The sequence below is a fragment of the Streptomyces sp. NPDC005648 genome (assembly GCF_040605395.1).
Taxonomy (GTDB): Bacteria; Actinomycetota; Actinomycetes; order Streptomycetales; family Streptomycetaceae; genus Streptomyces.
Map to the genome: position 1 here is coordinate 1 of NZ_JBEXCS010000149.1, position 14,494 is coordinate 14,494.

Consider the following 14,494-nt stretch of genomic DNA (forward strand, 5'->3'; position numbering starts at 1 on the left):
GGGCTGGCCGGGCGGCGTCTGGGGCGTGCTCTCGGCGTGCCGGGCGGAAGCCTTCGTACTGGTTGTACGTGGGTTTTCGCCCGGTGCGGCGAGAGTGCGTGCCAGGCGTCGCCCGGCAGGCGGGGCTTTCGCAACACGCCCTAGGGCCCCAGGGGTGGGAAGGCTCGGCGGGTGTTGGCTGCGGGCTCGTGGTGGTTTGGCGTGCCCGTGTGGCGGAGCCGCGAGCTGTCATGCCCCGCGGCCCATGCGCCGGCGAGCGCCTCCAAGTCGTTGAGGGCCGTGAGGGCCGCTGACGCCGCCTCCGGGTCCCGGTCTCTCAGGCCGCTCGCCTCGAACTCGTCCTCGTCCAGGCGGAGTATCCGCCCGGCGTCGGCGGAGACCCACAGGTCGAGGTCCAGGTCTTCCACGACCAGCTCGGTGCCGGTGCGGGTGGCCGGGCGGGTGATGTCGCAGTACCAGCCCTTGAGGACACCCTCGGCGTCGCGGACCTCCTTCACCGCGTACCAGCGGTCGCGCCAGTAGTGCTCGGTGAAGACGTCTCCGGGCTCGAAGCGGACGAAGCCGAAGTCGCGGGTGCCGGCGCCTGCCCAGGGGGCCCGGACGGTGATGCGGGTGCCGTCGTCGTGAAGCAGCTCGGACTCGTAACGGATCTTCGTGCGGCCCGCCTTGACGAGGACGATCTCCAGGACGCTTGTCCCCTCAGCCCAGTTCGCGGACATAGCGCACCTCCGTCGCCACGATCCGGTACCCGAACCACTTGTTGATCGCGAGCATCGGGCCGTTGTCGGTGTCGTTGCCCGTGAGGGCCCGGGTGAAGCCGGCTGCGCGGGCGCGGTGCAGGGAGTGGTTCTTGGTGAGCTTGGCCAGGCCCCGGCCGCGGAAGGCGCGGGCCGTACCGGTCATGGCGGTGGCGTAGCGTCCGGTCGAGGCATCCGCGTGGACCGCGCTGAAGGCGGCGGGGCGGCCGTCGACGAACGCGACCGTGGTCAACTCCCTCTCCAGCAGCGGGTGCTTCCAGTTCTCCTCGATCCAGACCTCGTAGTCGGTGAACTCGGTGTCCACATCGCTCGGTTCGTCCGACGTCGTCTCCGCGTCCAGCTCGAACATCGGGCGCGGATCGTCCGCGAGGTCGGCGGCGCTGCGCAACTCGACGCCCGGCGGCAGGGGTGGGAGCGGCGGGAGGGCGTCGGCCGTCAGGTCCAGGCTGAGGAAGTGGGCCGAGCGGCTGGCGCGGTAGCCGTGGTGTTCGGCGAAGGACCGGTTGGCCGGCTCGTCCAGGACCCAGGCGAAGAGCCTGGTCGCGCCGTGCGCCCGCAGATGCTCCTCGGACGCCCGGACCAGGAGCGTGCCCGCGCCCCGGTGAAGGCGGTCCGGGTGGACGTAGATGTTGAGCATGCCGAGGCCCGGCTCCGGGCTGTCGTGGGCCAGTTGGGCCTGGGCGGTGCCGATGATCTCACCGTCCTCCTCCGCGACCAGGGACCTGAAACGGGCCTCGGGGTGGGAGTGCGCGAGGCGGTGGAGGATCGCGGCCGGGGTCCAGATGATGTGCGGGAGGGCCCGGTGCCGTACGTCGGTGAAGGCCGCCGCCTCGGCCGGGTCGTCGGAGCGGAGGTCGCGCACGTTGACGGTCATGTGCCCGGACGGTACGTGTGGGGCCCGTCCGGGCGCCCCTCATTTTCCGGTGGGTGCGGAAGAGCCGGGTGCGGAAGAATCGGGGCGTGACCTTGAAGATCCATATCGACGACAGTGCGGCGCCGTACGAGCAGGTGCGGTCGCAGATCTCTGAACAGGCGCGGGAGGGGGTGCTGCCGGTGGGGTACCGGCTGCCGACCGTCCGGGGTCTCGCGGAGTCGCTGGGTCTGGCGGCCAACACGGTGGCCAAGGCCTATCGGGCGCTGGAGAGCGACGGAGTGATCGAGACCCGGGGGCGCAACGGCACGTATGTGGCCGCCGCCGGCTCGGCCGCGCAGCGGGAACTCGCGTCGGCCGCGCAGACGTACGTCGAGCGGGCGCGTCGGCTGGGGCTCGCGGAGGCGGACGCGCTGGCGGCCGTCCGGGACGCGCTGCGGGCCGGTTACGGCGAGAGCTGAGGACGGCCCGGCAACGGGGAAAGACGTGCTCACGGAGTCCGGGTGACCGGGACGGACGTCGCGCGGGCCGCGCCCGCGAAGGCTGTCGCGTCCCGCACCGCCGCCCCCGTCGGATCATTGTTGAAGTACGTGTACACGTCGTCGTCGGCGGACCACGTCCCCTCGATCCGGCTCACCCAGGTCTCCAGTGCCCGCCGGCCGTAGTGCGGCCAGGCCCGGGCCCGGCCCTGGTGGAAGCGGACGTACCCCCAGTCGGTGGTGCGCCACAGGGGGGTCACGGGACGGGAGAGGACATCGGCCCAGCACAGGGCCGCGCCCCGGTTCTCCAGGACCTGCCGGGTCGCGGGCGTCCACCACGACTCGTGCCGTGGCTCCACCGCCACCCTCGTGCCGGACGGGAAGCAGTCGAGGCAGGCGTCCAGGAGTCCCGCGTCGGCCTTCAGCGTCGGTGGCAGCTGCAGCAGGACCGGGCCGAGCCGGTCGCCCAGGCCCTCGGCGTGGCCCATCAGGCGCGCCACCGGCTCCTGCGGGTCCCGGAGCCGCTTGATGTGGGTCAGATAGCGGCTCGCCTTCACCGCGACCACGAAGTCACCCGGCACCCGCGACCGCCAGTCCTCGAAGGTCTCCCTGCTCGGCAGGCGGTAGAACGCGTTGTTGATCTCCACGGTGGCGAAATGCTCCGTGTACTCCTCCAGCCACAGCCGCATGGGACATCCGGCGGGGTAGAGCACACCCCGCCAGTCCTTGTACTGCCACCCCGACGTACCGACGAACAGGGTCATACCTCCATCAAAGCACTAGGGCTAGGGGGCCCTAGAGATAGAGCCCCGCGTCCGCCCCCTCCCGCGGTTCCGGGAGGGCCGTCGGTGAGGTTCCGCGGCGCAGGGCGTACAGCTCCGCCAGCGTGGCTCCCTCGCGGCCCACGCCCTCCTCCGTGCCGAGCCAGCCGACCGCCTCCCGGCGGGTGAGCCGGCCCACCTCGATACGGGCGAGACAGCGGCCGGGGCGGACGACGGCGGGGTGCAGCCGCTCCAGGTCCTCGTTGGTGGTGACGCCGACCAGGACGTTGCGGCCCTGGCCCAGCAGGCCGTCCGTGAGGTTCAGCAGACGGGACAGGGCCTGGCCCGCCGTGTGCTTCGCCTCGCCGCGGATCAGTTCGTCGCAGTCCTCCAGGAGGAGCAGACGCCAGCGGCCCTTGCCCGTCGAGTCCTCCTCGCCGATCGCGATGTCCATCAGATAGCCGACGTCGGAGAAGAGGCGCTCGGGGTCGAGCACACAGTCCACCTGGCACCAGTCCCGCCAGGAGCGGGCCAGTGTGCGCAGGGCCGAGGTCTTGCCGGTGCCGGGCGGGCCGTGAAGCAGGAGCAGCCGGCCGGCGATGTCCTGCGGGGTCGTCTTCATCAGGCGGTCCATCGCGTCCGCGACCGGCGCCGTGTAGTTCTCCCGCACCTCGTCCCAGGTGCCCGCCGAGATCTGGCGGGTCGTGCGGTGCGGGCCGCGCCTGGGGGAGACGTACCAGAAGCCCATCGGCACGTTCTCCGGCTGCGGTTCGGGCTCGTCCGCCGCGCCGTCGGTCGCCTGGTCGAGGACCTTCTGCGCCAGCTCGGCGCTGGTCGCCGTGACGGTGACGTCGGCGCCGCGGTTCCAGCGGGAGACCAGCAGGGTCCAGCCGTCGCCCTCCGCCAGAGTGGCGCTGCGGTCGTCGTCGCGGGCGACGCGCAGGACGCGGGCGCCCGGGGGCAGCAGCGTGGCACCCGACCGCACGCGGTCGATGTTCGCCGCGTGCGAGTACGGCTGCTCGCCCGTCGCGAAGCGGCCGAGGAACAGCGCGTCGACGACGTCGGACGGCGAGTCGCTGTCGTCGACGTTGAGCCGGATCGGCAGCGCGTCGTAAGGGTTCGCAGACATGGCGTCCATGATCCGGCACCAACCCCCTCCGCGCACTGGATTTCCCCGGTCTGTCCCGGGTGTCCGTGTCGCTCCGTACCGCTCCGTATCGGTCGGTGTCGGTCGGTGCCGCTCCCGTGAAATCGCGACAGAGCCGTGCATTCCCAACATCTGCCCTCGACGGCGTTCACACCGGTACCGTTGCCCTCAATGGGACGTCATGGGTGGACTTCGGGGGCACGGCGGTGGCGGCTCACCGCGCTGCTCGGCGTGGGCGTGGCCGCACTCGCACTGATCGTGACCCTGATCAACACGCTTCCGGACAGCGGCGGAAGCACCAAGGGCACCTCCAAGAACGGCGCGACGGTGCACGGCACCCCGGTGACTCCGAAGGACCAGGACAGACCCGACGTGGGCTGGGGCTTCACCCACACCCAGTACAGCGCCGACGAGGGCAGCTCCACCGCCACGGACCGCGTCGAGAAGCTGATCTCGGACGCCGGCGGGCTGCCGCAGGACCAGGCGATCATGGGCTGGGGCGCGGACAATCCCGAGCCGGTGAAGGGGCGTTACGACTTCGACGCGATGGACCGCCGTATCGACTTCATCCGCAGGTCGGGCGGCACCCCGGTCGTCACCCTCTGCTGCTCCCCGGACTGGATGAAGGGCGGCAGGTCCGGGGTCGACAGCACCGACTGGAGCCAGTCCGCGCTGGAGACGGCGCCGCTGCCCGAGCACTACGCCGACTTCGCCGCGCTCGCCGCGACCGTCGCCCGGCGCTATCCGGACGTACGGCACTTCATCGTCTGGAACGAGTTCAAGGGCTTCTGGAACGACTCCAAGGGGCGCTGGGACTACGAGGGTTACACCAAGCTGTACAACCTCGTGTACAAGGCGCTGAAGAAGGTCGACAAGGACATCATGGTCGGCGGGCCGTATCTCGTGATGGACAGTGTCGATCCACGTGCCGACGAGGCGTCGAAGACGTTCAAGGGCGCGTGGGGCGCGATGGACCAGCGGGTTCTCGACGCCTTCGACTACTGGAACAGGAACAAGGCCGGTGCGGACTTCGTCGTCGTGGACGGCTCCAGCTACACCAACGACGACGAGATGCTGCCCGACGAGTTCGGGGCCACCGACAAGCTCACCGCCGTAGGGCAGTGGGTGCGGCGGCAGACCGGCGAGCTGCCGCTGTGGTGGGCCGAGTACTACGTCGAGCCCGCCGACGGCAACGACGACCGCAAGGGCTGGTCCGAGACCCGCCGGGTGGCCGTGCAGGCCACCGGGATGATCGCCATGGTCAAGGGCGGCGCGTCCTCCGGGTTCTACTGGAATCCCGAGGACGAGAAGGGCGACGACTGTCCCGGCTGTCTGTGGACACCGACGGACACCTCGGACGGCGGCAGGAAGCTGCCCATGTTCGGTCTGGTCTCCCGGTTCAGCCAGGAGTTCCCGCCGGGCACCAAGTACGTGAGCGTTCCCGTGGCCGCCGACGACGTCCCCAACGTCCGTGTCCTCGCCACCGACAGGACGGTCCTGGTGGTCAACACCCTCGACCGGTCCATCAGCGCGCAGGTCGACGGGAAGCGGTTCGAGATGCAGGCGTACGAGGTGCGGTGGCTCCGGCGCTGAGCCACCGCACAGTCACTTCATCGTCACGAATCTCTGGACCAACGAGGCCAGCAGCACCGCGAGCAGCGGCAGCGAGAACCAGAAGCTGCTCTGCATCCAGCGCAGTTGGCGCACGCTCGGCCGCATCGCGACCCGGACGACCTCCCGGGCCGTCAGCATCAGGATCAGCGCGAGCGCGGCCAGGGCGCCGACGACGGACCACGGCGTCCAGGTGATCTGTGGTCCGATCGGGCCCGGATCGGGCTTGGCCACCTTGCCCTCGGGCTGCTTCTTGAGGGCGTAGATGGTGGCGTCCGCGTTGACGTACACCTTCTTCAACTCCGGCCGCTGGTCCAGGTTCCGGATCAGCCGGGGCTCCCAGGTGGCCGAGTAGCCCACGTCCATCTGGAGGTAGGTGATCTGACCCGAGTTGATCATGAGATACGAGTGGGGACCCGCGTCCTTGAGGGCCTTGACCAGCCCGGACACCAGCACCGGATCGGCCGGTGCCAGCGTCGGCACATAGTCGACCCGCTCCATGTCCCTGGTGCCCCACGGCATCGCCGGCGTCACGTCGTTGACCGTGTCGTTGCTCAGCCACAGCAGACGTACGGTCGGCTTGTCATGGGCGTACACATAGTCCATGGCGGCGACCTCGCCGGGCCGCACCCGCTCGAACGGCTCGTTGCCCCAACGGGCCACCAGGAAGCCGCCCATGAGGAGCAGACCGGCCATCAGCGCGGCCAGCGGAGCCAGGCTCACCCGGTCCTTGTCCCGCTCCTCGGCGGTGACGCCGGTGCGCGGGAACAGGGCGAGTCCGGCCAGCAGGGCGGCGCCGGGCACGGCGAACATGAAGACCCGCAGGGCCATCTCGCCACCGTACGACTGCATGCCGAAGCCCAGGAACGGGACGAAGGTCAGCACCAGCAGCGACCGCTCGCGGTACTTGTGGTCGCGCCGGCGCCACCAGCCCCAGCAGGCGAAGGCCATGATGAAGCCGGCCAGCAGCACGCGCGTGTACAGCACGAGCTTGTGGGTCGAACTGCCGCCCTGGATACGGCCGGAGACGGACGTGGAGACATTGCTGCCGACTCCGCCGACCCCGCCGAACAGCTCCTGGAAGTGCCCGGACCAGTACGGCTCGGCCATGAAGCCCAGCCAGACGGCTACCAGTACGCCGAACAGGATGGGCAGACCGCGCAGTTCGGACCTGCCGATCAGGACCAGCGCCGCGATCACCCCCAGCATCACGAACGGGGTGAGCTGGTGGGCCGGCACACTCGCCGCGAACAGACCGATCAACACGCCCAGCAGTACGGCCTGCTGGCGACGGTTCGTCGGTTCGACCTCCGCCTCGCCCGGGCGCCGCTTCGTCCAGATCACGTGCGGGGCACGGAACCAGACGAGCAGGATGGCCACGAAGGCCAGGTAGAGGAGGTAGGTGAAGCCCTGCGGGGAGAAGTAGTCCTGGCCGACCCAGCCGCTCAGGACGAAGATCCAGATGCCGGTCCACTTGGCCCGCCAGCTCGCCCGCATCGAGCGCACCAGCAGGAACATCGGGGCCAGATAGAGGAGTTGGATGGTCGTCGGCCACCAGCGGATGAGCTCGGTGAAGTCGGTGACCCCGCAGGCCCGGGCGATGAAGGCGGCCGCCGCGAAGAAGCCCGGCCAGCTCCAGCGGGCGTCCAGGTCGGGCACGGCCGAGCCGGTGCGGTCGATGTAGTCCAGGAAGCCGAGGTGCTGGTAGGCCGTGGGGAAGCGCGGCTCGGTCTCGATCACGGCCGGCAGCGCGTGCAGCGAGACGACCGTCGCGAGCAGTGTGATCAGCAGCAGCGCCTTGTGCTCGCGGCCCAGCCACAGCAGCGAGCCGAACACCACGACCAGCAGCGCCGCCCCGATCAGGGTGGGCAGCGGCAGGATCGAGATCAGGCCGAGCCCGCCCATGCGGTCCAGGTCGGCCTCGCCGAGCCCCAGCGCCGGCACCCAGTACAGCAGCAGCGCGACGACCAGCGCGGAGCCCAGGACGAGCCCGGTCCGGCTGGGGCGCAGCCGCTCCCGCCAGGTGAGTGACGGCGGCTCCGGTTCTCGTACGGCCGCCTCCTCCCGCACGAGCGCCGCCTCGGCCTCCCGTACGACCCTCTTGCCCGCGCCGAGGTCGAACGTGCCCTCGAACGGCGCGTCCACCTCCGCCCCGGCCCGCTGGGACGCCCCGGCCCCGTGTGACGCCTCGGCCGGTCCCAGGGATGCCTCCGAGCCCGGCTCGCGTCCTTCGACGGGCAGGTCCGGCGACGGGTCCGAGCCCGGCTCGCGCTTCTCCAGCGACAGACCGGGCGATGCCTGCGAGCCGGCCTTTCGGTCCTCGCCCGCCCGCCCCAGCGAGACCTCGGAACCGGGCTCCCGCTCCTCGACCGGCAGACCGAGGGGCGCCCCGCCCCCCGGCGGCCCGAGTTCCGGAAGCCTCGCCCAGGTGGGCCGGCGGTCCGGCCGTGCGACCGGGGTGCCCGTGGGCGGGGTGCCCGGCCCCGGGCGGACGTCCGGGCGGCGTTCCTGGTGGTCGAAGTCGACGTGGATGCCCAGGGCGAGGGTGTCGGTGTCCAGCGCCCAGGCCGGGCCGCGCCGACGCGGCTTGTCGCCGGCCGGGGCCTCGCGCGCGCCCAGGTCGGCGAGTTCGCCGTCGGGCGCCGCGTGCTCCGGCACGTCGGCGGCCGGGGCGGCTTTGATGGTCCGGAAGAGCTTCGGCGCGGCGATGGTGACGATCACCGCGAGCGAGGAGATCTCGGCGACACCGGCACCGGTCAGGCCCATCCGGGGCAGGAGCAGCAGGGTGAGACCGAGCACCAGCACACACAACAGGCCCTGCAGCCAGGCGAGTCCGGCGGTGCGGCTCTGTGCGCGCAGCACCGCGAAGTACGTCTCCATGACGACGCGCAGCAGCGCGCCGATCGCGAACCAGCGCAGCAGCGGGGTCGCCGCGTCCGCGTAGCCATGGCCGAAGACGCCGAGGATCCATGGCGCGCCGACGAAGATGAGCCCGCAGATCGGCAGCATGAGGCGCGCCATGCGCCTCAGCGCGGCGCGGGTGTTGGCGGACAGCCGGGCCGGGTCGTGCGAGCCCTCGACGGTCAGCGAGGCGCCCATGTTGATGGCGAGCAGGTTGACCGTGCCGCCGATGGTCGTGGTGATGTAGAAGTACGCGTTGTCCTCGGAGCTGACCTGCGAGGCGATGATCACAGGCACCAGGTAGACCACGGCGAGCGAGAACAGCGAGCCCGTGTAGTCGCCGGCGAGGAACCTGCCGATCTCCTTGACGGTCGGCGGACGCGCGTGTTCCTCGGTGGCCTTGATGTGCCGGGGGACCAGTTTCCGGAACACCAGAATGCCCAGCGGCACCACGGAGGTGGCGATCGCCAGGACCCAGGAGACGAAGACACCGCTGGTCGGCATGGTGGTCGCGAGTCCGACCAGCATCCCCAGCTTCACGGCCGAGAACACCGTGTTGCCGACCGGCACCCAGGGCGCGCTTCTCAGCCCGGTCAGCACACCGTCCTGGAGGGTGAGCAGGTTCCAGGCGGCCACGGCCATGACGAAGCCGAGGCCCTTGACCGACCCGTGCAGGAACCGGTACGACGGCCCCCAGGTGTCCAGGGTCAGCAGGAAGATGCCCGCCGCGAAGCACACGACGACACAACTCGCCGCGTAGGTACGGAAGATGAGTCGTCCGGTGGAGCGGCCCGCCACCGGGATGAAACGGGCCAGGGCGCCCGTCAGGGTCACCGCGGTCAGCCCCGCGAGGAGCTTCATCGCGGCGATCGCGGCCGAGCCCTGGCCCACCGCGGACTCGGAGTAGTAGCGGGCGGCAACGAGCCAGTACCCCAGGCCCAGCACGGCGGAGATGCCGGTGTTCAGCATCAGCGCGTAGGCGTTGCGGAACAGCGGGCTGCCGCCTGGGGATCTGCCCAGGCCGGGCAGGCGAAGGCGGCGCCCCGACTGCTCGGGCGCCTCGGTCGGGGGTGACGCTGCCTCGGTCGTGGTCGTCGTGTCAGACACGGGAACGGATGGCCTTCCGGCGGACCTGTCGTGCTCTGCGGACCAGGGCGTACCCCTTGGTGAGGGCACGGTCCCTGGCGAAGTTGCGGGCGATCGCACGGCCTTCGACCAGCCGCTCGAACTCCTCGATCCCGGTGCTGCGGCGCACGGTGACGCGCTGGAGGGCGTACGGGCCCTGCCGGCGCCGTGCGAGGCCGTTGCCGACGGCGAGTGCCTGGGTGTAACCCGTCGCGCGGACGGCCTCGCGCACCCGGCGGCTGGAGTAGCCGTACGGGTAGGCGAACGAGGCCGGGGCGGTGCCCAGTTCGTCGGTGACGATCTCCTTGGAGTGGATCAGCTCGTACCGGAGCCGGTCGTCGTCGAGCTGGTCGAGCTGGGGATGGGTGTGGCTGTGGCCGCCGATCTCCACGTCGGCGGCGGCGAGTTCGCGCACCTGGTCCCAGTCGAGCATGGTGTCGAGGCCGCCTCCGCTGTCGTGGGCGCCCTTGATCCAACCGGTGGAGACGAACAGGGTGGAGGCGAAGCCGTGCTTGGCGAGCACGGGCAGGGCGTGCCGGTGCACGCCCTCGTAGCCGTCGTCGAAGGTGATCAGGACGGGCCGGGGCGGCAGCGAGCGGCCCCTGCGCCAACCGGCGGCCAGACCCGCCGTGTCGACCGGGGTCAGGCCCAGGTCGCCGATCACCGCCATCTGTTCGGCGAACGCCTCCGGCGCCACCGACAGCTCGCGCGTGGCGTCGTTCGGCGCGGTCGCCACCGAGTGGTACATCAGGATCGGTACCGGTGCCTCAGTCATGAGATCCCCCCTTGGTCCCGACCACGGGTCCCGTCTCGATCCCGGCGGCCCCCGTCTCGATCTCCACGACCGAGAACGTCGCTCCGCCACGGCGGGCCCGCATACTTCCCACCACGTACCCACCCGCCGCCGTGAGCACCCCGGCGACGATCGCCCCGGCCCGTCCCGCACCGCCCGACCGGGCCAGCACGGCGTCGCGCAGACCGCGTGCCACACCGGCCGGCAGCACCCGGGTGGTGTACCGGCGCTCCGACTCGAGTCCCTTGTCCGCGCCCACACTTCGCGCCACCAGCGCCTTCGACAGGCCTTCGGCGTAGGCGCGCGTGCGGAAGTACCCGAAGTGCTCGCGCGCCTCGGGCACCCGGTGATGGATCACCGCACGGTCGTCGATCAGCAGGATCGCGTCGGGTCTGGCCCGGGCGAGCCGGATGCACAGCTCCGTCTCCTCGCAGCCCAGCGGGCGCTTGTCGCCGTCGCGCCCGATGCCGGTCGCGAAGCCGCCCGCCGCGTCGAACGCCGTACGACGGAAGGAAGCGTTTCCGCCGAGGACGTTGCGGACCCGGACCCGGCCGGGCGGCAGCCCCTTGTAGGTGCAGCCCACCACCCAGTCGAACTCCTCGGGGAACCAGGCCGGTCGGCGGCCCGACGCCCAGATGGGCATCGTACGGCCGCCCACGGCCATCACCCGCGGGTCCGTGTACCCCTCGGCGAAGCGCCTGAGCCACTCCCGCTCGGCCACGGCGTCGTCGTCGAGGAACGCGATGATCTCGCCGCGGGAGGCGGCGATCCCGGTGTTGCGGCCCGCGGACAGTCCGCGGGGGCCCGCGTTGGCCAGCACCCGGACCTCGCCGGACTCCTCGAACTCCTTGTATTCCTTGGTCAGTCGCTCCAGCAGGGCCGGATTGTGGTCGACGACCAGCAGGGTCTCCAGTGCGGGCCGCGACTGCGAGCGCACCGAGGAGACCGCCGCGAGGATGTCCTCCCAGCGGTCCTCGGTGTAGACGCAGATCACGACGGAGACGTCGAGATCGCTCAAGACGCCTCTCCCCGTACCGATTCGAGCATCGGCGAGTGGTGCTCCTGGCGGCGCAGCTCACGCCGGTTGGAGCGCTCCCCGAGGATCACCCTGAGCACCCGGAACCCGTCCCGCACGGCGCGCAGATTGCTCGTGCCGTGGATGCGGAGGTACTCGTAGCTGGGGATCTCCTGGACCTTGAGCCCCGCCTTGACCACCCTGATGTTGATCAGGGTCTCGATCTCGAAGCCGGTGCAGTCGAGGCTGATCTTGTCCAGGCAGTGCCGCCAGAACGCGTTGTATCCGTAGCAGAGGTCGGTGTAGCGGGCGCCGAACTTGCGGTTGACGATCGTGCACAGCGCCCAGTTGCCGAGCTTGCGGATGAACGTCATGTCGTCGGTGCCGCCGCCGTTGGCGAATCGCGAGCCCTTGGCGAAGTCCGCGCCCGAGACCAGGGCGGAGACGTACGACACGATCTCGTTGCCGTCGGCCGAGCCGTCCGCGTCGACCATCACGATGATGTCGCCGGTGCACGCCTCGAACCCCGTGATCAGGGCGTCCCCCTTGCCCTTGCCCTGCTGCGAGACGACCTTGACGTTCGGCCACAGCTCACGGGCCACTTCGACGGTGTCGTCCGTGGAGTTGCCGTCGACGAGGACGACCTCGTGTATCCAGTCGGGCAGCGTCTTGAAGACGTAGGGGAGATTCTCCGCCTCGTTCATGGCGGGGATCACCACACTCACCGGTGGCGCGATGGCCAGGTGAGAAGAGATCGGCCGGTACTTGCTGGCAGCTGACGGGTCCTGGCCCGTACTCGCCGGCCGAAGAACAGAACTCATGAGTCTTGGTCCCTCTCGTCCGGTGGACCGCCCGCCCCCGGGCGGCCCGGCTACGTGTCCGGTTCGAAAGGGGGGTTCACGCCTACGGCATGCAGAAATGGTTCCTGTGCACGCCGAAGCGAGCTGGCAAAGCTGGCCGTCCGCCGCTGAGCGGCAGCCGGTCGCGCGGCACGACTCGGTCACAAGTGCGGTCACCGAGCACGGCACCCCCCTACCGCGCCCCGCTCCGGAAACCACCGCGGTCCTTGAGCCCTCCCCTAGAGCCGCTTGGTGATGGTCCGATGCGGGTGAGATGTACGACAGTATTGATGATTGAACCCTTATGGCAAGGCCTGGAACCAGGCCTCACGTTTTTGTTGGTTTGACCGTTACGAAACTTAGAAGAAGAAGGAGCAGACTGATCACGGTCACGGCGATCACTCCGCCGCGCCAGGACCAGCGATGGACGGCCAACATGCCTTGTGCGACCAGCATGTTGAGGACGACCGAGCCCGCCAGGGCGGCCAGCGCACGGCCGAACGGTTCCAGCCCGCCGAGCGCCGCCCCGATGGCGGTCGCCGGTGCCGCGAGCAGGAAGAACAGGGTGAGCGGTCCGCGCAGCGGCGAACCCGAGTCGACGAGGGTGAGCAGCACACCGAACAGCCCTACGGCCGTCGCGGCGCCCGCGAGCAGTGGTGACAGGTCCCTCCCCGGTCCCTGCCGTGCCCGCTCCGTGTCCCCGTCGTTCGATGATCTCTTGATGCGGATCGTCTGCATTGGCGACTTTGCCCCCCAGCGCGCCGGATGCCAGGTTTCAATGTCGCGCAGCGTCGGACGGGGCGTCAAGACACCGAGGTGGCGGACAACAGTTCTCATGCGGTCCTAAACCTGTTTCGGACAGCCGTTCCCCGGAGGCGCCGGCTGCCTCCGGGGAACGGTCGTCCGGATCTGGTTCTTCGGTGCTACGGGACGAGCCTCAGCAGCTTGTTCGGCGAGCCGGTGCCCGCGCTGGTGACCACGCCGGAGGTGGCACCGCCGACCAGGGCCGAGGCGACCGTGGCCGGGGAGGCCGAGGTGTGGCCCGCCAGGTAGACCGCCGCCGCGCCCGCGACGTGCGGGGTCGCCATCGACGTACCGGAGATGGTGTTCGTCGCGGTGTCACTGGTGTTCCAGCCCGCCGTGATCGACGAGCCCGGCGCGAAGATGTCCAGGACCGAGCCGTAGTTCGAGTAACTGGCCCTCGCGTCCGCGCTGGTGGTGGCGCCGACCGTGATCGCCTCGGTGACCCGGGCCGGGGAGTACGAGGAGGCGTTGGCACTGCTGTTGCCGGCCGCGACCGCGTAGGTCACGCCGCTGGCGATGGAGTTGCGGACGGCCGTGTCGAGGGTGCTGGAGGCGGAGCCGCCGAGCGACAGGTTGGCGACCGACGGGCCGGAGTGGTTGCTGGTCACCCAGTCGATGCCCGCGATGACCCCCGCGGTGGTGCCGGAGCCGCTGTTGTCGAGCACCCGCACCGCCACGATCTTCGCCTTCTTGGCGACGCCGTAGGTCGAGCCCGCGATCGTGGTGGCCACATGGGTGCCGTGGCCGTTGCCGTCGGAGGCCGTGGTGTCCCCGTCGACCGCGTCGTAGCCGTAGGAGGCGCGGCCGCTGATCTGGCTGTGGGTGATGCGGACGCCGGTGTCGATGACGTACGCCGTCACCCCGCTGCCCGCGCTGTCCGGGTAGGTGTACGTGCCGGACAGCGGCAACGCGGCCTGGTCGACGCGGTCCAGGCCCCAGGGGGCGCTGGACTGGGTGGTGTCAGCCAGGCGGACGGTCTGGTTCTGCTCGACGGAGGCCACCGACGGGTCGGCCGCGAGTCTCCTGGCCTCGGCGGCCGAGAGGGTGGCGGTGTAGCCGTTCAGCGCCTTGGTGAACGTCTTGTCCACCGTGCCGCCGTACTCCTTTATCAGGCCCTTGCCCGCGCTCGATGCCGCCTTGAGGCCGGCGGTGTTCTTCAGCGTGACGATGTAGCTGTCCTTGACCGCGGTGGGGGAGCCGGCGGACAGAACCCTGCCCTCGGCCGGTGCGGCCTGGGCGGGCAGGGCGGTGAGCCCGCCGACGAGGGCGGCGGTCGCCACGGTGCTGACGGCGGCGAACCGGAGTGTGCTGCTACGCAGTTGTGCCATTGCGGGGGAGTCCTCCTCCAGCCGGCCCGGTGGCCGTGACCGCCGCCCCGGGGGCCGCCGCC

The 14,494-nt window shown here is 70.6% G+C and carries 12 protein-coding genes; 2 read left to right on the forward strand and 10 right to left on the reverse strand.

Going from position 1 to position 14,494, the window contains the following annotated elements:
- Positions 1-140: 140 nt before the first annotated feature.
- Both ABZT17_RS43095 and ABZT17_RS43100 read right to left on the reverse strand, forming a co-directional pair.
- Positions 141-719 carry a DUF402 domain-containing protein gene (locus tag ABZT17_RS43095; protein ID WP_356357650.1) on the reverse strand — a complete coding sequence of 193 codons (579 nt, stop codon included), beginning with the start codon at positions 717-719 and terminating at the stop codon, positions 141-143.
- Positions 700-1,632, reverse strand: a complete 933-nt coding sequence (locus ABZT17_RS43100) for a GNAT family N-acetyltransferase (RefSeq protein ID WP_356357651.1) — start codon at positions 1,630-1,632, stop codon at positions 700-702. Before ABZT17_RS43100 ends, ABZT17_RS43095 begins: the two co-directional genes overlap by 20 nt.
- 86 nt (positions 1,633-1,718) lie before the next feature.
- Between ABZT17_RS43100 and ABZT17_RS43105 the strand changes: the two genes are divergently transcribed.
- Positions 1,719-2,090 carry a GntR family transcriptional regulator gene (locus tag ABZT17_RS43105; protein WP_356357652.1) on the forward strand — a complete coding sequence of 124 codons (372 nt, stop codon included), beginning with the start codon at positions 1,719-1,721 and terminating at the stop codon, positions 2,088-2,090.
- 29 nt (positions 2,091-2,119) lie between these two features.
- Here ABZT17_RS43105 and ABZT17_RS43110 read toward each other — a convergent pair whose 3' ends face one another.
- Both ABZT17_RS43110 and ABZT17_RS43115 read right to left on the reverse strand, forming a co-directional pair.
- Complete coding sequence (locus ABZT17_RS43110; protein ID WP_356357653.1) at positions 2,120-2,872, reverse strand: DUF72 domain-containing protein; 753 nt, start codon at positions 2,870-2,872, stop codon at positions 2,120-2,122.
- A 31-nt stretch (positions 2,873-2,903) separates the two neighbouring features.
- On the reverse strand, positions 2,904-3,998 hold the full coding sequence (locus ABZT17_RS43115) for a DUF5925 domain-containing protein (RefSeq protein WP_356357654.1): 1,095 nt from the start codon (positions 3,996-3,998) through the stop codon (positions 2,904-2,906).
- A gap of 189 nt (positions 3,999-4,187) precedes the next feature.
- Here ABZT17_RS43115 and ABZT17_RS43120 point away from each other — a divergent pair, with 189 nt between their 5' ends.
- Positions 4,188-5,609: a xylan 1,4-beta-xylosidase gene (locus ABZT17_RS43120; RefSeq protein WP_356357655.1), complete on the forward strand. Its 1,422-nt coding sequence runs from the start codon at positions 4,188-4,190 to the stop codon at positions 5,607-5,609.
- A 12-nt stretch (positions 5,610-5,621) separates the two neighbouring features.
- Here the strand turns inward: ABZT17_RS43120 and ABZT17_RS43125 are convergent, their stop codons facing one another.
- From ABZT17_RS43125 to ABZT17_RS43150, 6 genes are all read right to left on the reverse strand, one after another.
- Positions 5,622-9,635, reverse strand: coding sequence for a lipopolysaccharide biosynthesis protein (locus tag ABZT17_RS43125; RefSeq protein WP_356357656.1), 4,014 nt, complete (start codon positions 9,633-9,635; stop codon positions 5,622-5,624).
- Positions 9,628-10,428: a polysaccharide deacetylase family protein gene (locus ABZT17_RS43130; RefSeq protein WP_356357657.1), complete on the reverse strand. Its 801-nt coding sequence runs from the start codon at positions 10,426-10,428 to the stop codon at positions 9,628-9,630. The genes ABZT17_RS43125 and ABZT17_RS43130 overlap by 8 nt, the downstream gene beginning before the upstream one ends.
- Entirely contained in the window at positions 10,421-11,464 is a 1,044-nt protein-coding gene (locus ABZT17_RS43135) for a glycosyltransferase family 2 protein (protein WP_356357658.1), read from the reverse strand. Before ABZT17_RS43135 ends, ABZT17_RS43130 begins: the two co-directional genes overlap by 8 nt.
- Positions 11,461-12,282 carry a glycosyltransferase family 2 protein gene (locus ABZT17_RS43140; RefSeq protein WP_356357659.1) on the reverse strand — a complete coding sequence of 274 codons (822 nt, stop codon included), beginning with the start codon at positions 12,280-12,282 and terminating at the stop codon, positions 11,461-11,463. Before ABZT17_RS43140 ends, ABZT17_RS43135 begins: the two co-directional genes overlap by 4 nt.
- 345 nt (positions 12,283-12,627) lie before the next feature.
- Positions 12,628-13,137 (reverse strand): hypothetical protein, encoded by a 510-nt coding sequence (locus tag ABZT17_RS43145; RefSeq protein ID WP_356357660.1) that lies wholly within the window; start codon positions 13,135-13,137, stop codon positions 12,628-12,630.
- 86 nt (positions 13,138-13,223) lie between these two features.
- Positions 13,224-14,432, reverse strand: coding sequence for a S8 family peptidase (locus ABZT17_RS43150; RefSeq protein ID WP_356357661.1), 1,209 nt, complete (start codon positions 14,430-14,432; stop codon positions 13,224-13,226).
- Positions 14,433-14,494: the final 62 nt, after the last annotated feature.